General features: G+C 38.8%; 21 protein-coding genes. 20 read left to right on the top strand and 1 reads right to left on the bottom strand.

Annotated elements, in window-relative coordinates; translation table 11 throughout:
- The first annotated feature begins 160 nt into the window (after positions 1-160).
- From PRIO_RS26930 to PRIO_RS36275, 20 genes are all read left to right on the top strand, one after another.
- Complete coding sequence (locus PRIO_RS26930) at positions 161-748, top strand: hypothetical protein (RefSeq protein WP_020430239.1); 588 nt, start codon at positions 161-163, stop codon at positions 746-748.
- A 105-nt stretch (positions 749-853) separates the two neighbouring features.
- Positions 854-1,636: a tyrosine-protein phosphatase gene (locus PRIO_RS26925; protein WP_039789794.1), complete on the top strand. Its 783-nt coding sequence runs from the start codon at positions 854-856 to the stop codon at positions 1,634-1,636.
- A 147-nt stretch (positions 1,637-1,783) separates the two neighbouring features.
- Positions 1,784-3,781 carry an S-layer homology domain-containing protein gene (locus PRIO_RS26920; RefSeq protein ID WP_231869762.1) on the top strand — a complete coding sequence of 666 codons (1,998 nt, stop codon included), beginning with the start codon at positions 1,784-1,786 and terminating at the stop codon, positions 3,779-3,781.
- Positions 3,782-3,940: 159 nt separating this feature from the next.
- Positions 3,941-4,717, top strand: coding sequence for a YveK family protein (locus PRIO_RS26915; RefSeq protein ID WP_020430234.1), 777 nt, complete (start codon positions 3,941-3,943; stop codon positions 4,715-4,717).
- Positions 4,698-5,384, top strand: a complete 687-nt coding sequence (locus tag PRIO_RS26910) for a CpsD/CapB family tyrosine-protein kinase (RefSeq protein WP_020430232.1) — start codon at positions 4,698-4,700, stop codon at positions 5,382-5,384. The genes PRIO_RS26915 and PRIO_RS26910 overlap by 20 nt, the downstream gene beginning before the upstream one ends.
- A gap of 39 nt (positions 5,385-5,423) precedes the next feature.
- Positions 5,424-7,256, top strand: coding sequence for a polysaccharide biosynthesis protein (locus PRIO_RS26905; protein ID WP_020430231.1), 1,833 nt, complete (start codon positions 5,424-5,426; stop codon positions 7,254-7,256).
- A gap of 24 nt (positions 7,257-7,280) precedes the next feature.
- Positions 7,281-8,045 (top strand): RodZ family helix-turn-helix domain-containing protein, encoded by a 765-nt coding sequence (locus PRIO_RS34135; protein WP_020430230.1) that lies wholly within the window; start codon positions 7,281-7,283, stop codon positions 8,043-8,045.
- A 2-nt stretch (positions 8,046-8,047) separates the two neighbouring features.
- Positions 8,048-9,091 carry a copper amine oxidase N-terminal domain-containing protein gene (locus tag PRIO_RS26895; protein ID WP_169316499.1) on the top strand — a complete coding sequence of 348 codons (1,044 nt, stop codon included), beginning with the start codon at positions 8,048-8,050 and terminating at the stop codon, positions 9,089-9,091.
- 101 nt (positions 9,092-9,192) lie between these two features.
- On the top strand, positions 9,193-9,822 hold the full coding sequence (locus PRIO_RS26890; RefSeq protein WP_046505530.1) for a sugar transferase: 630 nt from the start codon (positions 9,193-9,195) through the stop codon (positions 9,820-9,822).
- Position 9,823: 1 nt separating this feature from the next.
- Positions 9,824-10,687: an NAD-dependent epimerase/dehydratase family protein gene (locus PRIO_RS26885; RefSeq protein ID WP_046505527.1), complete on the top strand. Its 864-nt coding sequence runs from the start codon at positions 9,824-9,826 to the stop codon at positions 10,685-10,687.
- Positions 10,688-10,704: 17 nt separating this feature from the next.
- Entirely contained in the window at positions 10,705-11,820 is a 1,116-nt protein-coding gene (locus tag PRIO_RS26880; RefSeq protein ID WP_046505524.1) for a glycosyltransferase family 4 protein, read from the top strand.
- 18 nt (positions 11,821-11,838) lie between these two features.
- Positions 11,839-13,161 carry a UDP-glucose dehydrogenase family protein gene (locus PRIO_RS26875; protein WP_046505521.1) on the top strand — a complete coding sequence of 441 codons (1,323 nt, stop codon included), beginning with the start codon at positions 11,839-11,841 and terminating at the stop codon, positions 13,159-13,161.
- A gap of 2 nt (positions 13,162-13,163) precedes the next feature.
- Positions 13,164-14,168 (top strand): NAD-dependent epimerase, encoded by a 1,005-nt coding sequence (locus tag PRIO_RS26870; RefSeq protein ID WP_046505517.1) that lies wholly within the window; start codon positions 13,164-13,166, stop codon positions 14,166-14,168.
- A 39-nt stretch (positions 14,169-14,207) separates the two neighbouring features.
- The gene (locus PRIO_RS26865; RefSeq protein ID WP_046505514.1) at positions 14,208-15,410 is read left to right on the top strand and encodes a glycosyltransferase family protein; all 1,203 of its coding nucleotides are present in this window, start codon (positions 14,208-14,210) and stop codon (positions 15,408-15,410) included.
- A gap of 28 nt (positions 15,411-15,438) precedes the next feature.
- Positions 15,439-16,509: a glycosyltransferase gene (locus PRIO_RS26860; protein WP_046505511.1), complete on the top strand. Its 1,071-nt coding sequence runs from the start codon at positions 15,439-15,441 to the stop codon at positions 16,507-16,509.
- Positions 16,510-17,693: 1,184 nt separating this feature from the next.
- The gene (locus tag PRIO_RS26850; RefSeq protein ID WP_046507478.1) at positions 17,694-18,878 is read left to right on the top strand and encodes a glycosyltransferase family 4 protein; all 1,185 of its coding nucleotides are present in this window, start codon (positions 17,694-17,696) and stop codon (positions 18,876-18,878) included.
- Positions 18,879-18,924: 46 nt separating this feature from the next.
- Positions 18,925-20,358, top strand: a complete 1,434-nt coding sequence (locus tag PRIO_RS26845; protein ID WP_046505495.1) for a flippase — start codon at positions 18,925-18,927, stop codon at positions 20,356-20,358.
- Positions 20,359-20,362: 4 nt separating this feature from the next.
- Positions 20,363-21,484, top strand: a complete 1,122-nt coding sequence (gene glf / locus PRIO_RS26840) for a UDP-galactopyranose mutase (RefSeq protein WP_046505491.1) — start codon at positions 20,363-20,365, stop codon at positions 21,482-21,484.
- Between the two features lie 27 nt (positions 21,485-21,511).
- Positions 21,512-22,108, top strand: coding sequence for a YdcF family protein (locus PRIO_RS26835; protein ID WP_020427580.1), 597 nt, complete (start codon positions 21,512-21,514; stop codon positions 22,106-22,108).
- A gap of 193 nt (positions 22,109-22,301) precedes the next feature.
- Positions 22,302-22,451, top strand: a complete 150-nt coding sequence (locus PRIO_RS36275; RefSeq protein ID WP_020427581.1) for a hypothetical protein — start codon at positions 22,302-22,304, stop codon at positions 22,449-22,451.
- Between the two features lie 62 nt (positions 22,452-22,513).
- Here PRIO_RS36275 and fliB read toward each other — a convergent pair whose 3' ends face one another.
- Positions 22,514-23,719 carry a flagellin lysine-N-methylase gene (fliB, locus tag PRIO_RS26830; protein WP_231869980.1) on the bottom strand — a complete coding sequence of 402 codons (1,206 nt, stop codon included), beginning with the start codon at positions 23,717-23,719 and terminating at the stop codon, positions 22,514-22,516.
- Positions 23,720-23,777: the final 58 nt, after the last annotated feature.

The following is a 23,777-nucleotide window of genomic DNA, read 5'->3' as shown; positions in this document are numbered from 1 at the left end:
CAGAATAGTGAGGAATACATATGTATTCCGCAGCTCTTATCCTTTTCTCCCGTTATAAGATGAATTATCGGTCTATATCCTGTTCCCCCTGATGAGAAAACCTGCTGCTCTTCATTGTATAATCATGCTAAAGGCTGTTACAAAGAATTGAGGGATGGTCATGGCTCAGAGATTGGCAACAGAATATGTGAAGGCGACTTTGCAAATGACGGAATTTCAAATGAAACAGTTTCTGCTTACAGCCGATACCTGCTTTATCAGCCACCGGGTGAAAATTCTGGGCGGCGGGGAACAGGAAATCGTCCTGGAGGAAGCGGGAGGCGAGGAGGTTCATTTGTCCTTCCAGCAAAGAGGCAGCATCTACGTATGTACCTTGTCCTGCCGAATTGTGAACCCGCATCTGAATAACGCAATCCGCAAGCTGTTCGTCACCTACAAGGGAACCGGAACGGTAAATCGAATATATCAAGGCCTCACCATGGTGTATGTATACGAGAACGGCTCGGTCCGCAGAATCTCTGAGGTTACGCCGCTGGGCAGCAAGCTGGTCTATCAGCACAGGCATTCGCTTGCCGAAATGCTGCGTCTCTACAAGTCCGATGCGGTTGAGCAGGAGATTGAGAGCTTGCGTGTCAACATCGACCGTCTGCTTGATCAGCGTAACGGGGTATGCCGGAATGAGGAGATTCAAGAGATTGACAGGAGCCTTGCCGAGGTCACCCGGAAGCTGTTCGAGCTGGAAGCCTAGCAGGGCATACTATTTAAAAATTTAGCAATCATTTCCTAGCGAAATGGTTGTATTTTTTTTAGAAAATCTATAAATATACGCTAGAGAGGGACCGATAAAAAGCATATGATAGATATCCATAGTCACATTCTACCCTTCATGGACGACGGGGCTGCCGATTGGGACGCGGCTCTTGCTATGGCTCAGGCTGCCGGGAAGGATGGAATTTCCGCTGTTGTCGCCACACCTCATCATGCCAACGGAGTCTATTTGAACCCCGCTCCGAATATAGGACAAGCTGTGGAGCAGCTGAATCAGAGACTCCGGCAGGCCGGTCTTCCGCTGCAGGTGCTTCCCGGCCAGGAAATCCGCATTTATAGTGATCTGCTGAATGATCTGGAGCAGGGCCAGCTTCTGACGCTTGCAGGTTCACGGTATATTTTGCTGGAAATGCCTTCTTCCCGGGTACCGCGTTCAATGGAAGAGACCTGCCATGAACTGCTGATTCAAGGCTTTGTGCCCGTAATTGCCCATCCGGAGCGCAATGCCGAGGTAGCTGTCGATCCTTCCAAGTTGACAAGATTAATAGAGCTGGGCGCACTGGGCCAGCTTACTGCCCAGAGCCTGGCCGGAACATTCGGAAGCAAGCTGCAGAAGCTGTCACTGGACCTGTGCCGCAGGAATGCTGTACATGTGATTGCCTCGGACGCCCATGACAATCAGTATCGTCCTTTTGGTCTGAGTGAGGCATACGGGGTTTTGACCAAAGAATTAGGAACGACAGCATCCGATCTTTTTCGTCAAAATGCGCTAAGAATCGTTAATAATGAAGAGATTATTCGAGCAGATTATCTACAATCTCACAAAAAACTTCATAGATTGTTCGGATTTTTTTCTCGTAAAGGGTGACCTCGCGTCCTATTGATGGTAGAATGGGTATTACTGGTTTATTGTTATTTTTTATCAGAGTAGTGTAGTCATAGGGTTTCGGCTCTATCTATGCTAGAGTAGTACTAGAAATATAAATACATACAAAGAGGTGGATGAAAAGTGTCTTTGAAGAAAAAGTTAGCAGTATCAACATTAGCAGCAAGCATGACAGCAGCATCCTTTGCAGGTTTTCCGTTCAGCAGTACTGGTCTGGCTCAACATCTTGGACTGGTTGGAACCGCTGCAGCGGCTGAAGTTGGCCATCAGACCGTTAAGGACAAGATTACGACTATTTACAAAAACTTGACCGTAACAGAAGCAACATATTTGAAAAACTATTCAGATGAAGTTGCTGTACTTAGTCAACCGAAGTTCGAGGAAATCTTCCATCCGGTTCTTAAGAATATTAAACTGACTGATACAGAAAAAGCTACTTCTTTGAAATTGTTCAAAAGCGTTTCCAGTGTAGTATACGATGTGTATGCAAATGATTTCGATGTGCTTAAGGGTATCCGTTATGATGAGGCCAACGTTGCTTTGTTCAACTCTATTGCAGACCAGGCCAAAGTTCCAAATCTCAGCTTCGACGACATTCTGGATTTCTTCTTCGCTACTAACGGCGTGGAAGCAGAACTTCGCACTTTGCTGGCAAACAAATCCGGCGCAGACCTGGTCAACCTTGCTGATCCTGTTTACCAGAAGACTCTGGTGAAGGATGCTGTCTACAAGGTTCTCGATCGTAAGATTGGTACTGGCGCGTTAACTGTTAGTCAAGCATTTGCTAATTTGAACATTTCTGCTGATGATCTCGTACAGACCTTCGTTAATGTGAATACAGAAATTAAATCTTCCAGAAAAGCAGCACAATCACTTGCTTCGGCCTATCTTCGTGCTTATCCGTTGACTACTACTAACCCTGGAAGTGGTAGTGGTAGTGGTGGCGGCGGTGGCGGCACTGCTGTAGTAGTCACTAACCCAACTGCTACTCCTGGAATCTATGATGTTTCCAAATTGGTTAGCATTGTCGGCGACAAAGCAACCCTGAAGCTGGTTGACGCTGATGTGATCAAGGCATTTGACGCATTGCTGGCCGCGAACCCTGGCAAGACTGGTCTTACCCTTACTCTGAACTTGGGGACTGTCAACGCTAAGGTAATAGAAGTTCCACTGTCCAAAGTGATCATTGAAGCCGCCAAAGCAAAAGGCATTGCTAATATCGCAGTAACTTTCAACGGGCTGACAGTTACAATTCCGGTATCCCAGTTCAGTGATGCAGTAACACTGACAGTTACGAATGAAGATGACGCAACAGTAACTTCTCTGACAAGCCTGAAGCTGGCTTCGAAAGTGTACAGTTTCGATCTGACAGTAGGCGGCGTGAAGACATCAACCTTCAAACAGCCATTGACTATTAAGCTTCCTTTGGCTAATACAACAGGCCTGGATAAGGAATTGCTCTCCGTGTCGAAGGTGGTCTACAAAACTCTCGAATTCCATGGCGGCGTAGTTGATGGTGACTATATCGTTGAACCGCGCGATACCTTCTCAACTTATGCAGTCGTTGAGAACAAAGTGAACTTCAACGACGTTGCAAGCGTACAAGCATGGGCTGGAAGACAAATTCAAGTTGTAGCCGCTAAAGGCGCAATTGAAGGTGTTGGCGCAAGCAAGTTCGCTCCGAAGAGCAATGTTACCCGCGCTGAATTCTCCAAGATGCTGATCCGTGCGCTGAACCTGGAGAACAGCACAGCTACTGAAAGCTTCGGCGATGTTGCCTCCACAGCCTGGTACGCTCCTTATGTAGCCGTTGCTGCTGAGAAGGGCATCGTTACGGGCCGCAGTGCTTCCCAGTTCGATCCAAACGCAACCATCACCCGTGCTGAAATGGCAACGATGATTGCCCGTGCGGTTAAGACTGTTAACCCGCAAGCAACTGCAGGAGATGCTTCGTCGTTGACTAAATTCGCGGATGCTGCGAAAATCGCCGCTTCCCTGAAAGATGGAGTAGCCTTTGCAGCTAGCCATAACCTTGTTATCGGCAATGCCGGCAAGTTCAACCCGAACAACACAGCAACCCGTGCAGAAGCAGCTGTAATCATCTACCGTACCATCAACTTCAAGTAAAAGTTTTTATTATAAGCAAGTGGAGAGCCTCCTCTCGTCTCGGTGAGAGGAGGCACTTTTTTAGCTTATATACATTGAACTTGCGAACTCATATTCAAGATTCACGAGTTCACTGTGTATAGGATGAATATTACAGAAACAGCTTGGAGGGAAATTCACTTGTCAGCACAAGAATTGGATCTTCGCGATTATTTCCAGATCGTCAGGAAGAGACTGTGGATGATTGTAAGCATTGTGGTTGCGGTTTGTATTCTTGCCGGAGTATACAGCCTATATATTAAGAATCCGGTGTATGAAGCCTCCACCAAGATTATCGTTAATCAGACGCCTACACAGTCTACTGTGGCACAGCTTGACCTTAATCAGATCAATACCAATATTCAGTTAATTAATACGTACAAGGAAATTATCAAAACACCCGCTATTCTGGATGTCGTAGCCAAGAACTATCCGCAATTCAATCTTACTGCGGAAGATCTGCTCAAGAAGGTTAATGTGAGTTCTGTAAATAATACGCAGGTGATGACACTTGTCGTTCGAGATAATTCGTACCAGAGAGCTGCAGAAATCGTGAATGCCATTTCACTTGTGTTCAAGCAGGAGATTCCGTCCCTGTTCAATGTGCAGAACGTATCCATCCTGAATGAGGCTAAGGTTGATCCGCCGGTTGCGCCGGGACCTGTTGAGCCTAACGTTGTAATGAATCTGGCAATTGCTTTTATCGTTTCATTGATGATTGGTCTGGGCATCGCCTTCCTGCTGGAATACCTGGATGACACCTTGAAGACCGAAGAGGATATCGAGAAATATCTGGGTCTGCCTACGATCGCCATGATCACCAGACTGGGGCAAGAGGAAACGAAGTCCACAGAATTACAGGCCCAGAAGCTGACCAGAAAGGCAGGAGAACTCGAACATGTCACAGCAGCCAAGTAAACAACGCCATCTCATTACCGTGACCAATCCGCGTTCGCCTGTATCGGAAGCTTTTCGCGCTCTGCGGACGAACATTGATTTCTCTTCCGTAGACGAGCAGATCCAGATCATTATGGTTACCTCCTCCGGCCCTGAAGAAGGAAAGTCTACGGTTACGGCCAACCTTGCGGCAGCTTATGCCCAAGCGGACAAAAAAGTTTTGCTGATTGATGGGGATTTGCGCAAGCCTACAGCTCACAAAACATTTTCGTTAAGCAACCGTGCTGGACTGTCTTCGCTGCTGTCGCAGCAGGCTGATCTGGAGGATGTCGTTCAGGATTCAGGTGTAGCTAATCTCTCCATCATGACTTCAGGTCCAATTCCCCCAAATCCGGCAGAAATGATGGCCTCCAACCGGATGAGTGCTGTGCTGCAGGAGCTGCGCCAGCGCTACGATATGATTTTGTTCGATACTCCGCCCCTTTTGGCTGTCACAGATGCACAAATTATCGCCTCCAAGAGTGACGGAGTCATTATGGTGGTCAGCTATGGCAAAGTGAAGCGGGATATCGCAGCCAAGGCCAAGGCTAACCTTGACCGTGTTGGTGCGAAGATGCTGGGAGTCGTACTGAACAATGTGAAGCGCAAAGCCAGTGAAGGTTATTATTACTACTACTACGGGAATTAAGTTGTTTAGAGAAAAATGTTATTTTTGGAGGCACTGAAAATGACAGCGAAAACCAGAGTTTATTTATTATTCCTCATTGACCTTGCGATCATCTGGTTCAGTATCGTGACTTCTTATATGTTCCGGTTTTCCAAGGGCATACCTGACGAATATACGCTTCAGATGCTGGTGTTCGGTCTTATTGCGACAGTAACCTTTGGAGGCAGTCTGATCTATTTTGGCTTGTACCGCAGATTATGGCAGTATGCCAGCATTGATGAGATCATTTCTGTATTCAAAGCGATCGTTGTAGGAGCTGTTCTTTCCTTTGTGGCGGCATTTATCATTTTGCCGGAACGGGTCCCCCTCAGCATTGAGGTGCGCGCGATGGAAACGATCCTGCTCCTGGTGGGCGGAGTCCGCTTCTGCTGGAGAGTGTTCCGCAATGATCGTATTAACTCCAAGGATACAGAGACTCATACCCTGATTGTGGGTGCCGGTGACTGCGGAATACTGATCGCCCGGGAAATGATGGGTCCATCGTTTGCGCATACGCGAATTGTTGGCTTCATTGATGACAGTGCAGATAAATACCATCTGTCTATCTTGGGGGTACCCGTTCTCGGCAACCGTTATGATATTCCCCGGCTTGTGAAGGAACTCGAAATTCATGAGATTATTATCGCTATGCCTTCTGTATCCCGAACGGAAATCTCTGAGATTATTAACCTGGCGAAGGCCACCGGGGCCAAGCTGAAGATCATTCCTGCACTTAATGACTTGATTGCCGGCAAAATTTCGGTAAAAAAGCTGCGTGATGTCAGCGTAGAAGATTTGCTCGGACGCGAACCGATTGTGGCTGACATGAACAGCATTCTCGGGTATGTACATAACAAGACGGTATTAGTCACCGGAGCCGGAGGTTCGATTGGCTCTGAGCTATGCCGTCAGATCTCCCCTTTTGCCCCAGACAAGCTGTTAATTCTCGGACACGGCGAAAATAGCATTTACACGATAGAGATGGAATTGCGCAAGAGCTTCCCGGATCTGAACATTGTTACCGTAATTGCGGATGTTCAGGACCGCACGCGGATGATGGAAGTATTCCAGAGTCACAGCCCGCATGTAGTCTTTCATGCGGCAGCGCATAAGCACGTTCCTCTGATGGAACGTAATCCCTCCGAGGCCATTAAGAACAATGTCTTCGGGACCCGCAATGTAGCTGACTGTGCTGACAAATATGGAGCGGAACGGTTCGTGTTGATCTCCTCTGACAAAGCCGTAAATCCAACCAGTGTGATGGGAGCCACCAAACGTATCGCAGAAATGTATGTCCAGAGCCTCAATACCTCCAGCCCAACCAAATTCTCAGCAGTACGTTTCGGGAATGTCTTGGGCAGCCGGGGAAGCGTCATTCCCGCCTTCAAACAGCAGATCGCTGCGGGCGGACCGGTTACCGTAACCCATCCCGAGATGGTACGCTATTTTATGACGATTCCGGAAGCGGTCCAGCTGGTCATCCAATCCGGATCATTCGCAAATGGCGGAGAAGTCTTTGTACTGGATATGGGCCAACCAGTGAGGATTCTGACCTTAGCCGAGGACCTGATTACCTTGTCCGGCTATGAGCCTTACAAGGATATTGAGATTACCTTCTCCGGAATACGGGAAGGTGAGAAGCTGTACGAAGAACTGCTGACAGCCGAGGAGAATCTGGGTTCCACCCGGCATAACCGGATCTTCATCGGCAGACCCAACGTCCTTAGCCAGAATCAGCTGGAGCTGGAGTTCAAACGCCTGGAACGTGTATTATCCGAAGACGGAGACGCTATTCGTGAAGTCATTAACCAGATTGTGCCGATGCAGCCGGTAGCTCAAGCTGCGATTAGCTAATTCATTCCTATGGAGGTACCTGAAGTGTTCAACAAAAGATGGAAGAAAGTATTGTTCTGGACGCTGTCGGTGATTGTCGTGTTAGGAGTTGCGGGCCTGTTCGCTGCCAACTATGCAGTAGATAAGTTAATGAGTTCGATGGCTGACGGCTTCAACGTAGAAGCAGACGAGACTACCAGTAATGCAACCCAAGGAGAAATTGTTGAACCTCCTGTAGCTGCGGGGGACGCAACTGCGGAGCCAACGGCCTCAGCAGCACCAGGATCGAAAGTAGAGCCAACATCGAATGTAGAGCCAACAACCGCGGTATCACCTTCGAGTACTCCGGCTTCAGAGGGTGCCGGTGATAAAAAGGCGGATAATGATGGACAAACGGCTGCTAGTACAAAGAATCCAACAAGTGCTTCCGCTACTGATAAAGGACCTGCTAAAAACGGTTACACCGCCCAGGTTTCAACCGATAAAGCAAAGGAGATTCAAGAAAGTGTAACGGTTAAAGATAAGGCAGATGTGGCTGCAATTGTAATGGGCCAACTAAGCCTCTCAGATATCAAACGGCTTCAAGAGTTAGCCAAAGGTGGCTTAACAGTAGAAGAGAAACGAGAAGCCCGCAGTATTATTCTTAGTAAGGTTTCAGAAGAACAATATAATGAGCTTTCACAGGTCGCTAAAAAATATGGTGTTAGTCAAGGGAAAACACGTGACGAGATTCTTGCTTCAGAAGAAGCCAATGCCAAAGAAGAACAATTGAAAAATGAACAACAAGCTCAAAAGGAAGGAAGTGAATGATTGTGTCTAAAGCGAAATTTCCCGCTGTAGCATTGATGCTGCTGATGTTGATTGGGATAGCTCCACTAACTGCATCCGCTCCATTGTCTGCATCAGCATCTACAGTTACGGATTCGATCAAAGTTCCCACTATGAACGTGAAGATGGTCTTTGACGGAGTGACCATACAGCCGCCTGCCGGACAATATGTATTTATGTATAACAATACAACTTATGTACCTCTGCGCTTTATGTCCTACGCCTTGCAGAAGAGTGTGAGCTGGGACGCCAAGAATGTAAAAGTTACAGTGGCTGAACCAAGCAGTTCTGAATTGGTAGTGATCAAGGAGTACTTAATGAATGCCGGAAATGGGAGTGGCGCAGCTACTGCAAGCAAAAACATCGTACTCGGAAAAGTAAAAGCCAGCTACGTATTTAGTGGTTCCGCTAAGGCTGTTCCTTCCGGTCAAGGCAGCTATTTACTGAATGGATCGTTATACGTCCCCCTTCGCTTTTTATCGGAATCTGTAGGGAATTCCATTAGCTGGGATCAAAAAAATAAGACCATTACAGCTGCTTCCAAATCTTATCAAGAGCAATCGCCTGGGAGTGCTAATGGAACAGGCCAAGGTAATGTCTCTGCTCCAGGAGCAACAGCGAATCCTACAGCTACCTCTAAGCCAAATGCGACATCCACACCAGTTGCTTCGGCTGCACCCGGTGCTGCGGGAGGAGCCACAGGCGGTGGATCTTCCAATGGTAAGGTATCTTATGAGGCTATCACCAGTGAAACTGAAGATAGGTTGAATGCATTGAAATCCGAAGCCCAATCCTCACTCGGCGGTCTTGCTCTTGAATACTTTGCAGCAACAGATGATGCCACAAGGAATGCACTAAAAGCCAAAGGTAAGGAACAACTCGCCTCATTTACTTCCAGCTTTAATAGTATAGTAGCTGATGCTGAACAAAAACTAAACAATAATGGTTACAGCACAGCAATCATCGCTGAGTATAGAAAAGCATTTAATGACTCGGTTCAGCTAGGATTGTCGAAGCTTGGGGGATGAGTCACAATAGTTACCTTTGATTAATTACTGAAAATCCCATCACTTCATCTGGTAAGTGATGGGATTGCATAGTAAAGAGTTCATAAGGATTAGGTGAACAAATGAGACATTATATCGTAATAAAACAAATCGCAGATTTTATGATGGCTCTAATCGGAATATTCCTGTTATGGCCTTTTTTCTTGATTATCGCAGTGGTAATCAAGCTCACTTCAAAAGGACCAGTACTATTCAAACAAAAGCGGCTAGGGAAGAACAAGAGTGAATTTTATATTTTGAAGTTTAGGACCATGCGTACGGATACACCAAGTGATATGCCGACTCATTTACTGCAAGATCCTGACTTTTTCATCACTTCAGTCGGCAAATTTCTAAGGAAAACAAGCTTGGATGAACTTCCTCAGATTATAAATATACTTAAAGGCGAAATGAGTATCATTGGACCACGTCCAGCATTATGGAATCAGTATGATCTGATAGCTGAACGTGATAAGTACAGAGCGAATGATATTAAGCCCGGTTTGACCGGATGGGCACAGATTAATGGAAGAGATGAATTGCCTATTGAAGAGAAGGCCAAACTGGATGGTGAATATACTGTAAACATTACCTTTATTTTTGATTTAAAGGTTTTTGTAAGAACCGTATTAAGCGTTCTAAAGTCAGATGGTGTTAGAGAAGGTGCAGACGATCAAGATGTGACATCGAACACCAAAGGAGTTACTTTATAAGATGGATAAACGAAAAATATTAATAACTGGAAAAGGGAGTTATATAGGCACTAGTTTTATTAAATGGTTGCAGCAATGGCCAGAGCAATATGAAGTAGAAGAGATTTCTGTTAGAGGCGAAGAATGGAAGAAACATGATTTTTCGATTTATGATGTGGTGTTGCATGTAGCCGGGATAGCCCATGTATCTGCTGATCCGAGTAAGGAGTCAGAGTACTATAGAATTAATCGCGACTTGGCCATTGAGGTTGCAAATAAAGCTAAGCAGCAGAAGGTTAAGCAATTTATTTTTATGAGTAGCATGATTATATATGGTTCGGACGGTAAGATTGGTGAGACTAAGGTTGTCTCTAAAAATACAATCCCTAATCCAGTAGATTTCTACGGGAAAAGTAAACTAGAAGCTGATGTTGCGATCCAGAAATTAACTAATGCACAGTTCATGGCGGTTTCCGTAAGAATACCAATGGTGTATGGACCAAATTGTAAAGGTAATTTCCCTAGACTTAGATTGCTGGCTGAAAAATTACCTGTCTTTCCGGATATTCAAAATGAAAGAAGCATGATTTTTATAGATAATCTTTGCGAATTTTTTAGAGTAGTGATTGATAAAGAAGTCACAGGAATTTTCTTTCCACAGAATAAACAATATATTTGCACAACAGATATTATCAGAGTAATGGCTTCAACAATGAATAGGAGAATTAGATTGGTGAAATTTTTCAATCCATTACTGAAAATTATGTCTGGAAGAATCAACTTGATTAATAAGGTATTTGGAAACAAATCTTATGATCAAGAATTGATACCACCTTTTGATTATTGTGTTACTGATTTTGAAGAATCTATAAAAATAAGTATGTAACTAGGCGGAGAATATTAATGAAGAAGAAAGTTTTGTTACTCGGTAACCATGGATTTGTTATATATAATTTTAGAAAAGAACTTATACAAGAGTTATTAAGGCAAGACTATGAGGTGTACATTTCACTTCCTGCTGATGAAAAAGTAGATACAATGGTTGGCTGGGGATGTAAGTTTGTGGAAACAAAGGTGGATAGAAGGGGGACTAATCCATTTGCTGATTTCAAATTAATATTGCATTACATAAAAGTCATAAAGGAAATAAAACCTGACGTAGTACTTACCTATACAATTAAACCAAATCTTTATGGTGGATTAGCCTGCAGATTATTGAATATTCCTTGTATCAATAATATTACTGGATTAGGAAGTGGATTTGGGCATAATCCTCTGCTGAAACAATTTCTATCGTTGCTTTACAAAGTAAGTTTAAAACGATCTTATTGTGTTTTCTTTCAGAATACTGAAGATCAGAACACATTATTAAAAAGCGGAGTTATAAAAAGTAATCATGAGCTAATTCCTGGTTCAGGAGTTAATTTGAACGATTTTGATTTAAAGCCTTTCCCCCCAGAAGGGAATAATGTAACCTTTATTTTCATCGGGAGAATTATGCAGGACAAGGGAATTGATCAATATTTGGAAGCTTCCAAGAAAATTAAAGAGAAGTATCCTGAGACGATCTTTAATGTTATAGGTTTTATTGAAACAACTCACCCACACTACAATGAAATGATTGCAGAATACAGTAAGCAAGGAAACATACGCTATTTAGGATATCAATCGGATGTAAAGCCTTTTATAGAACAATCACATTGCATTATTCAAGCTTCTCATGGTGGAGAAGGTTTATCAAATGTCTTGCTGGAGACAGCAGCCACTGGTCGTGTTTTAATTGCTTCTGATATTCCTGGTTGCAGAGAAACTATCGATGTGGGAAGTAATGGATATACTTTTGGAGCTAGAAATACAGATGATTTAGTTGAGAAAATCGAGAGTTTCCTCCAACTATCTTATGGTGACAAAAAGCAGATGGGGATAAACGCACGATTAAAAGTGGAGAAAGAATTTGATAGAAAGATAGTCATAAAGGCATACATGGATAAAATTGAACAAATCTGTAATTATCAATAATGATATGGAGTGTATGAAATGTCCAAAATTGCTGTAGTAGGAACGGGATATGTAGGTCTAGTATCAGGAGCGATTCTTTCTGATTTTGGGCATACGATAACATGTGTAGATATTGATGAAACCAAGATTAATAATTTGAAGCAAGGGATTATTCCTATTTATGAGCCTGGCCTTGAAAATGTAGTTAAGAAGAATTACAAAAATAAGCGTCTTGATTTCACTACAAATATAAAAGAAGCAGTTGAGAATAATGATGTAATATTTATAGCTGTCGGTACTCCGCCAGCAGATGATGGTAGCGCAGATCTTCAATATGTCCTAGCTGTTGCCAAGAGTATAGCAGAGTACATGAATGGATATAAGGTTATTGTAGATAAATCAACAGTACCTATTGGAACCGGACAAAAAGTTAAAGCGATGATTCAAGAGACTCTTATAAGCAGAGGATTGGAATATGCATTTGATGTTGTTTCAAATCCTGAGTTTCTGAGAGAAGGATCAGCAGTTCAAGACTTCACTCATCCAGATCGTGTAGTAATTGGTGCAGAAAGTGATCGTGCTTTTGAAGTGATGAAAGAGGTATATAGAGTTCTATATATTAATGAGACTCCATTTGTTGAAACGAACATTGAGACAGCTGAAATGATAAAGTATGCCTCTAATGCGTTTCTAGCAATGAAAATCACCTTTATAAATGAAGTTGCAAATGTATGCGAACAAGTGGGAGCAGATGTTCAAAAAGTTGCAAAGGCTATGGGGCAAGACGGGCGAATTTCTCCTAAGTTTTTGCACGCTGGGCCCGGATATGGTGGGAGCTGCTTCCCTAAAGACACAATGGCATTAGCACGGATTGCCCAAGATGTGGGTGAACCAATCTCTCTTATTGAAACTACTGTCCAAGCAAATGAAAGACAAAAGAAGAGAATGGTGGATAAGATTGTGAGTGCGATGGAGGATGTTAATGGTAAGACTATTGCTGTACTAGGTATAACCTTCAAACCTAAAACGGACGATATGAGAGATGCTCCTTCATTAATAATTTTACCTGAACTTGTTAGTCGGGGTGCAAAACTGAAAATATATGATCCTGAAGGGAAAAAGGAAGGAACATGGAGGCTTAAAAACATTGAAGAGGCTATTGAATGGTCTGAAGACACCTACGATGCTATAAAAGATACAGAGGCAATTGTCCTGCTTACAGAATGGAATGAATTCAGAAATCTGGATTTTGATAAACTAAGAGACATAAATGGTGGGGAGTTTTTCTTTGATTTAAGAAATATTTACAATAAAGCTACAATGCTCGAAAAAGGCTTTAAATACTATGGAGTAGGGGTTTAACTATGCAACTAAAACCTATAGATAATACAAAAACATATTTAATTACAGGAGCAGCAGGATTTATTGGTATGCACCTATCATTGAGATTATTACGATTAGGTTGTAATGTTATAGGATTTGATAATATCAACGAATATTACGATGTAAATCTTAAATACGAACGTCTGAGCTTGTTGCAAAAATATGATAACTTTGTTTTCCATAAGGCTGATTTAATTGATAAAGAATATCTAGAGCAAATGTTCACGGATACCGAAATAGATATTGTAATTAATTTAGCAGCACAAGCAGGGGTTAGGTATAGTCTGGAAAACCCGGACACCTATATTCAATCTAACATAGTAGGTTTTTTAAATATACTTGAAATGTGTAGGCATCATAATGTAGAGCATCTTATATATGCATCGTCTAGCTCTGTTTATGGAGCCAATGAAAAAATTCCTTTTTCAACCGATGATATGGTGGATCGCCCAGTTAGTTTATATGCTGCTACCAAAAAATCTAGTGAATTAATGGCTCATACATATAGTCATTTATTTAGTATTCCTACTACAGGATTACGTTTTTTCACAGTATACGGACCTTATGGTCGTCCTGATATGGCGTACTTTTCTTTTACAAAAGCTATAATTGAAGGAGAACCTATAAAGATTTTTAATAACGGCGATATGTACCGAGACTTTACTTATATTGATGATATTATTGACGGCATACTACGTTTGGTTGACAATTCTCCTGCGTTGACTATGATACCACCTTATAAAATATACAATATCGGAAATAACAAACCGGAAAAATTAATGGACTTCATTGAAGTAATTGAAAAAGCAGTTGGTAAAGAAGCTGTTAAGGAATACTACCCTATGCAGCCTGGAGATGTGTATCAGACTTATGCAGATGTAAATGATCTTATTAATGATGTGGGATTTAAGCCAAATACTCCAATATTAGATGGGATTTTAAAATTTGTGGAATGGTACAAAAAAGAACTAACATTGAAATTATAAAATACAACAAAATGTTTTAGGGAATTAGGAGATTAAAACATGGAAGTGTTATTAGTAACAACAAGGAATATCTATCAATCTAGCGGTGAATATAAGTTGATAAAAAGAAGGGCAGAGGTACTTAATTCTGAATTTAGTATTAAAACAAAAGTGATTTCTTTTCAAAGAGAAATGCGTATTAAAAAAACTGATTTCTATAATTCGGAAGATTTTGAATATCTAATTAAGGTAGGTTTTAGAAAAAGGAGTTTTATAAAAGATTTACTTAACTTTAGAAAGGAATTGAGAGTGTATTTAAATGAGAATAAGCCTGAGAGAGTTATTGTTTCAGGACTTCACATTTTTTTTTATGATATTCTATTGAAGTATAAAAGCGAAAATGTATGTAAGCTGTTTATGGATGTTCATGGTTGCGATGAAGAATTAAGTGAATATGGAACATTATTGAAGAGAAGTATATTTAAGGTTATTGTCTATATTATAAAGAAAGAGACCAAGAACATAATTGTTAAGTGCGATGGTATATTGGTCGTCTCCGATGCTTTGAAAAATTATCTAATAGGAAATTATAATCTGGAGAATGATGTTTTTTTCCAAATACCATGCGGTAACTATGGATTAATTAAAAATTCGCAAGAAAGATTAATGCATAGAGAAGCATGGAGGAAGAAGCTTGGAATAAAAAAAGATGAAATAGTTTTTGTATATTCCGGAGGGATTTCTAAATGGCAAATGATAGATGAAACTCTAGGATTTTTAGAACGCATATTGAAAATCAATGAAAAATTTAGAGTTTGCATCTTTTCAACAAATATAGAATATATAAAAGATAGAATGATTGGTTCAGAGAAGATTATATTAAAGTCATTAAAGTCTGATGAGGTGCCTCTAGCGTTAACTGCTTGTGATGTCGGTGTTATACTAAGAGAGACTAACCTAACAAACAAAGTAGCGTTCCCAACTAAGTTTGCAGATTACTTAGAAGGTGGTCTTCACATAATTTTGTCAGGTGTGGATTCACAAATTGACATATTAAAAAAATATGACTTAGGAATAGATTTAGAAGATCTCGATAACTTATCAGGGGAAGAAATTTATGACCGATTAAATATTGTGGTGGAGAATAGAACGCAAAATTTTTTGAACTATTATGCTACTTGTGATATGTTAATCAACAATTTATTAGATTATAGAGAAAATATTGATATGTTTGGTAAAGAATTAATGAAGGATATTAAATGAAAACAAATAAATTATATGTGGTGATGAATTGAAAATATTACATATATTAGAGCCTTCGTCAATCGGGGGGGTAGAACGTATAGTATCTGATCTCTATAAAAATAATAGTTCAAATTTCGAGGTTTTTGTTGCAATACCTAAAAAATTCAAAAAGAGTTTTATGGAATCCTTTTTTCTTCAAGATTCAGTTAACCTAATAGAATTAGATTACGATAATCAAAGGAAGTTTAGTTTTAAAAGGATTTTATTTTATAGAAAAGTTGTTAGGGAAATTAAACCTGATATTATTCATACTCATTCTAGGAAAGCGTGTATAAATGTTGCTCTTTTCTTAAGAAACAGTATACATTTCAGGACTCAACACATGCAAGATAGGGATTCAATAGGTTTATTTGACAAGCTTATCTTAGCTAAAAACGTTGATCATTGGATATCAACCTCGAAAATTTTGAAAGAATATATTCAAGCGCAATATGGATATGTTTCGATTAATCATATTTATAATGGAGTTGAAATACCAAACGTAAAAAAAACAGACGTTAAAATCGAGGGTGTTACAAAAATAGGTTTTGTAGGAAGGTTGAATAAACAGAAGGGGTTAGATTTATTGATCCCCATCCTCAAGAGTATTGAACCACTCTTAATAAATAAATACAAATTTACTGTAATCGGTGAAGGTGAGGAAAAAATACATTTACTAGAATTAGTTAATAAACTTAAACTTAATGATTGTGTGGAATTTATTGGACCTAAATCTGACATTAACTCTGAGTTAATAAAGTTTGATTTTCTACTGCTACCTTCAAGAAAAGAAGGGTTACCACTAGTAATGCTAGAAGCAATGGCTTGTGGATTACCAGTAGTTGCCAATAACGTGGGTGCAATATACGAAGTTATACAAAATAAAGTGAATGGTTTTATTATTAATTCTGAATCTGATTGGTTAGATCTTTTGCCAAAATTAATTAACGGTAATATTGATTTAAATAAAATAAGTGTTAAGGCTACTAATTTGATTAGTAGTGAATTTTCAGTGAAAAGGATGTGTGACGAATATTGCAACTCATACCAAAGGCATAAAGCAACTAATTCTAAATGAAAAAGTGCTTTATTTAATATTTAACTTTATAGTTCTAACTCCATTTTTAAAAATAGGCTTTAATAATAGTTTTGTTGAATGTTTAGAATATCTTGTAATTCTATATTTGATAACATATATATTTGCGAATTTTAAACGCGTAAAGGTTACAAGTATATTTTTACATTATTTACTCATTTTAATCTTACTTTTAAATTTGTCGTATACTCAATATAATTTGGGTGATGCAATAAATGAAATAAGACAATTATTATTACCCTTTTTATTTTACTACTGTGTCCAATTTTCAGATAGGTATAATTTCAGTTACTTTTTACCTAAGATTGCTTTATTGATTTGCTATATAATGGGTACGATTCAGTTCCTTTTACCTAACTTAGTTAGAGGTTATTATCTTACATTTAGTGATCCGTATATTGTCAAAACAAATTTCGTGGTATTTTCTCAATACAATAGAATACTAGGAATTTATAATGATCCTAATGTATTCGGGTATTTTTTAGTAATGATACTTGCAATCAAAATTGCAAGTACTAGAAAGAAAACATGGTTATCATACGTCCTTATCTTTATTGATTTTCTTTTTATATTATTAAGTCAATCAAGATGGTGTATCCTTATTTCGGTAGTACTGCTAATATTCTATTTTGTGCAAATGAATAAGTTTTCTAAGGTGAGGTTTGCTGTTATAAGTATAATTTTGCTAATCAGTTTAATTTTTCTATATCCTAATATAGTGAATATAATTATAACAAGATTCAATAAAAATATTTCAGGAGATACAAATTTTACTGATCCTAGGTTTGTACATTGGGCGTACTATATTAATGATTTAAGGTCGGTTATTCCACATCTTCTATTTGGAAAGGGACTCGGAGCAACTGGTATGGGGAACAATTATATAATAATGGAGAACTCATATCTAGATATTATGTATAAGTTAGGTCTTATAGGGGTTTGCGTATATTATATAAATATTGGTATTTTATTTATTTATAAGTATAAAAGTAAGTTATACATAGTACCCTTGGTTGCATTTTGTGCGGGTTCTATAATGGCAGATTTACATCGTATACCTTCTATTACTATTATTTTATTTTCTTTCTATTCCATAAATAAAAAAATAAAGAATAATGAATGATGCCATAGGGGAAAATTGAGAGATTATGAAGGGTGAGTGTATTGTGAATTATATTGTATATTCTGGTGAATTAGACATAAGAAAGGGTGGACCAGCAGGTTATATTGCTAACTTGCAAAAAGGTTTGAACAATATTCAAGAGGACAAAATTAGGATTATTTCAAAAAAAAATTTAGGGAATGTGATTAGTGGTAAAAGTAGATTTGATTTTCTAAGAAGTATTATTGGGAAAAGTGATTTTATGGTTGAAATGCTATCAATGAAAAAATTCGTTCATAATAGAGACTCTAGTATAGCGAATGAACTAAATTTAATAGAATTCACTGAAAACGATGTAGTTCATGTTCATAGTGTCCTGGACTACCTTATTCTTAAAAAATATAATATTCGTGCCAATGTAATACTTACACCTCATACGCCTGAAAGTATCTCTGAAGAGTTAGTTGAAGCTGCAAAATTTAAATTCAGAAATACTAGATTAACTTTGGAAAAATATAAGCGGAAAATAAAATTAATTGAGGAGATGGCATTTGAAGAATGTGACCACTTTATTTTCCCCTCAAAAGAATCAATGGAAATATTCTCGACTTTTATTGAAGGATTCAATAAAAAAATGGAGAACAAAAATATCTATTTTAATCTTACGAGCTGTGACAAACTAACATATAATTTGAATAAAAATGAATTCAAAGAACAATTCAATATCACTGAAGATAAATTTATAATTTCTTATGTTGGTAGACATAATCGCATTAAGGGTTATGACTTATTCGTTGAAATGGCAAAAAAAGTTTATGAAATCGATGAAAATATTATTTTTATAGTTGGAGGAACAGGAGAAATAGAATCGGATAGTAGTAATATTATTGATATAGGTTGGACGAATGATCCTGGAAGTATTATTAATACTTCAGACATATTTGTACTGCCAAATAGGAATACATATTTTGACCTCATTCTATTAGAAGTCTTATCAATTGGGACCCCGGTTGTTGCTTCAAACACTGGTGGTAATAAAACGGTTAACTCAATGACAAATGGTGTAGCTTTGTTTGAAAATGGAAATGTAGAAGAATTGGTGTCTATTGTATTGGAGCTAAAATGTAAAAAAGATGTACTTATACAAATGAAAGAAGATAATCTCAACTGTTATCAGAATAATTTTACTTTAAATCATTTTGCTAGTAGATATAATGATATACTCTCTAAAATAAATGAGTTTAATTAATCAGGTGAATTAAAAAAACTATAATGCAATATATAAAAGGAAACTTATGAATAAGCTAATCTCTAACTATTTATTTAATTCAATATATCAGTTGCTGATTCTGATATTGCCATTTGTTACTATGCCATATGTTTCAAGAGCTTTGGGCCCAGAGGGTATTGGAATTAATGCATATTCATTTTCCATAATACAGATATTCATTTTATTTGCAGTCTTGGGAATACCGTTATATGGAAATAAAGAAATTGCTACGGTTAAAAATAGTGGGGTAAACAATATCTCAAAACAATTTTGGTCAATATATGTTATACAAGTTGTGAGTTCAATTATTATTTCAGTAGCATACTTTCTATTTGTTTATTTTTATATTGATGAAATGAGAATCATATATTACCTTCAATGGATTATGTTATTCGCTGCTATGCTCGATATATCATGGTTATTGATTGGTCTTGAGGAATTGAAAAAAGCAGTTTTGAGGAATATGATAATTAAACTACTTTCTGTGGTTTTAATATTTTCATTTATAAAAGATGAGAATGATCTAGTTAACTATATACTTATCATTTCCCTATCTAACTTAATTGGTCAATTGGCTATATGGACTCAAGCAGCAAAATATATAAAGAAAGTAAAAATTAATAAAAAGTTAATAAAAGCCCATTGTAAGCCAATGATGCTTGTTTTCGTTCCACAGGCTATTATTCAACTTTACATTATTTTAGATAGAGTAATCTTAGGAACGATGTCTACAGAAATAGAAGTTGCTTATTATGATCAAGCTTTGAAAATTGTAAAAGTAACTTTAGGACTTATTACTTCTATAAGTACGGTTATGTTACCAAGAATCGCATCAGAATATGCAGGTGGAAATCTGGACAAGATTAAGTCTTATAATACTTTAGTGCTTAAAATTGTTGTTTTTTTAACGTTGCCGATGGTATTTGGATTGGCAACAATATCATTAGGGTTTACGACATGGTTTTTCGGTTCGGGTTACGATAAAGTCGGAGTTCTTATATTGATATTAAGCCCTATAATATTCTTTATAGGCTTATCAAATGTTTTTGGAATGCAGATACTTTTGCCAACAAATCAACAAAAAAAGATGATTTTTTCTGTAAGTGCAGCTGCGGTTTTAAGCTTGTCTTTAAACATCATCTTAATTAATTATTTTGCTAGTATAGCAACTGCTTTTGCTACACTAATAGCTGAATTTACAGTTACATGCATTCAATTTGTATTTCTATATAAGTATTTGAATGTAAGAGATATGATGAGGAATATCTCTAAATATGGTTCAGTGTCAATTTTAATGGGTGGGATACTATTAATTGTAGGAAATTTATTTGATAATTCAATGTACTTAACCTTCATGCAAATAATTATTGGCATTATTCTATATTTAGGAGTGTTATTCTTATTTAAAGATAAATTAATATGGGATGTAATACTTAAACTTAAAAGAGGAAAAAGGTGATGTTATGTACGACTATTTAATTGTTGGAACTGGCCTTTTTGGAGCAATATTTGCACACGAAGCAATTAAGTGTGAAAAAAAGTGTCTTATAATTGATAAAAGAGATCATTTAGGTGGAAATATTTATACAGAAAATATTGAAGGAATCAATGTGCATAAGTACGGTGCGCATATATTTCATACTAGCGATGAAAGAATATGGAATTATTTAAATCAATTTGTTGAGTTTAATCGATACACTAACAGTCCAATTGCAAATTACAGAGGAGAAATCTATAATCTGCCTTTTAATATGAATACTTTTAATAAACTTTGGGGTGTGATAACACCCCAAGAGGCCAAGGAGAAAATCGAGCTTCAGAAAAAAAAAGCTGGGATAAAAGAACCGAGGAATCTGGAAGAACAAGCGATTTCATTGGTGGGAGTTGATATCTACCAAAAATTAATAAAGGGCTATACAGAAAAGCAATGGGGAAGAGCAGCTAAGGATCTGCCATCTTTCATTATAAATAGAATTCCAGTGCGCTTTAACTATGACAATAATTATTTTAATGATAAGTTCCAAGGTATCCCTATTGGAGGCTACAATCTAATAATAGAAAAAATGCTAGAGGGTTGCGAAGTCAGATTAAATACAGATTTTTTTTCCAATCGAAAAGAACTTGAAGGCCTCGCTCGTAAAACAGTATTTACTGGCATGATCGATCAGTTTTACGACTATAAATTTGGATTACTAGAATATAGAAGTTTAGACTTCCAAACTGAAGTAATTAAAGAAAATGATAACTACCAAGGTAATGCTGTAGTGAATTATACGGATAGAGAAACCCCCTATACAAGAATTATAGAACATAAGCATTTCGAATTTGGTACTCAAAAAGGAACAGTTATATCAAAAGAGTTCCCGTCTGAATGGAAAAATGGTTGTGAGCCCTACTATCCAATTAATGATCAACGAAATAATGAGCTCTATAGGCAATATAAAGTTTTGGCGGATAGTGAACAGAATGTTATCTTTGGCGGAAGGTTAGGGACTTACAAATACTATGATATGCATCAAGTAATAGCATCTGCTTTAGTTACCGTGGAGAAAGAACTGGGAGTCGAGATATTCAATGAGAAATAGAAAATGTTAAGAAGATATAGATTTACAATGTTTTTTTTATATTCATTAATTTTTTTTAGTATAATATTATTTTTCGGTGCAGGCCGATTGCTTCTCATCCATCAAGCTCCACGGCAAGCCGACATTATCATCGTTCTCAGCGGTGGAGCGGGAAGGAGTGAAAAGGGGGCAGAGTTATATAAGGAAGGCTACACTCAAAATATTCTCTTGTCTAACGCCAAAGAATCAGCAAGTAATTCCGGCGACATGCTCCAAACCGCCCTCGCTCTTGGAATCCCTAAAGATGCTATACTGACCGAAAAAGCGGCGCTAAGCACTTACCAAAACGCCAAGCTGACGCTTCCGATCATGAAGCAGCATGGCTTCACTTCGGCCATTGTTGTTTCTTCGGACTTTCATATGCGGCGGGCAAAGATACTTTTCGATCATGTCTATAAGCATTCCGGAATTGAACTTACGTATGTTGGCTCGGACTCCGGCTACAATGCCAAGCGTTGGTGGAGTGACCGGTACAGCCGGGAGACGACGTTTAACGAATATACCAAGATGATTGGCAATCTTTTTGGATATAACGGACCTGAGGCTAAAGATGCCTTGCAGCAGATCAAGCGCTGGTTCCGCTAGAATTCCATTATTACGGTTGCAATCTAACTTGACCATACAACTATATAGGATGAACTTGAACAATTATAAAAGGTAGTTTAGCCTATATACTAATAATTTTCCCATCCCCCCTCCCACAAACCGACAAACAAACTAGGTATCCCGGTCTATAATTAGGATTAAATCTATTTTGTTTCGGTAGGAGAGAGGTCTCATGCCAAATTATTATTTTAAGGAAATCTGGACGCCTTTGAGATGGGTACATATTTGGTTCTATCGGGATGATGCGAATCGGTTGTGGGTGAAGCGGGGATCGAAACGGCGGCGGCTGGTGGGGAAACAGGAAAGTGAAACGGAGGCCTAAGGGCCTCCGTTTTTTGGCTAACTCAAATTCTGATAATAACACTCCCGACTTGTATATCGTCGCTATTTTATCAATAAGGACATTCCCCCGAGGGTATAATATCCTTGATCTTTTATATCTTTCAGTATTGCGTTGAGGAATTTGTTGGAGAACTTGTAGTTTTTCGTATACGACTGGATAAGCTTGACGACCATATCGTCATTTAGCTCTTGTCTGTACGCTGCCATTCCAATGAGGTGAAGCCGAATGAAGGAATAATCTGCAACGAGCTTCACGAAGAAGTCGAATAGGCTGCCGCCTGCATAGATATCGGTCATGAAATTCTGGTACACATGATTAATCGCATAGTTCTCAAAAATGAACTCCTTCTCCCGGAGGTAGGGTTCATAGATTTCTTCGCGTACACTGCGGTAAGTATGTAACGATTCATTCAAGCTGCTCCCGTTGCTCTGTATGCCTTTGAGATATTCATTCTTGCATTCATTGTAGCGGGCATTCCATAAAAACTCACTTAGGTGCGCCATTAGGGTATTGTTCAGAACCTGGAATTGGATCTGATCATTTGAGGGAAATACGTCATAATCGCGCAGCTCCTCGTTAGTAACCAGCTCACCTCTGAATTCATCCACGAAAGAGAGAACATGATCATATGCCCCCGAACGCAGCAGCTCGTCAGTATTATCCAATAGTACTCCAATTATAATTAATCGGTGCTGAAGAGAGAACTGGCGATCGCTTAAAACCTCCAGCGTGATATCCCGCAAGTTCTGAATACATTGCTTTTTCTTGTTGGTGGCTCTGCCTAGTTGACTAATGCGCAGATTCGGTGTATGCAGTTCATTAGTCCGGGTAAAGCTCATGGCGTCTTCTGAGAGAAGCACCAAGCGGGCGATCTCTGGACAGGACAAGAGTGCAGACACTTCAATCTCATCGGCCTCATTCAGAATTCGCGGGTAGGTCGAGCAGGTCTGTGAGAGGAATGTTTCTCCTACCTTGGCTTGAATCGTGCAGAGGCCGTCACAGAGCATAGAACAGTTGCCGGTTTTTTGGTTCATTTTAAAAGAAGCGTATGACTCTATGCTTTTTTTATTACGCACAAGATTCTTGTTAATCTCTTCGTGAAGGCTCGCATCAGGAATCTGCTTGTATTTTTCATAGGTTGATCGGTCTATGGTTATTTCCCATAAAGAGCAGCAAGTGTCTTCGCAAACAGCCCCCGTACATTGGAATTGCCGTATATATTGAGGAGTCAGATACTCCTTCTGCATGACCTGCAAAAAAAAACCTCCTTGTGTCTCTGCTATAAGCAAGTGCATCACTTACTAT

The organism is Paenibacillus riograndensis SBR5 (assembly GCF_000981585.1).
GTDB lineage: Bacteria > Bacillota > Bacilli > Paenibacillales > Paenibacillaceae > Paenibacillus_AQ > Paenibacillus_AQ riograndensis.
This window is presented reverse-complemented; position numbering and strand designations above follow the sequence as displayed.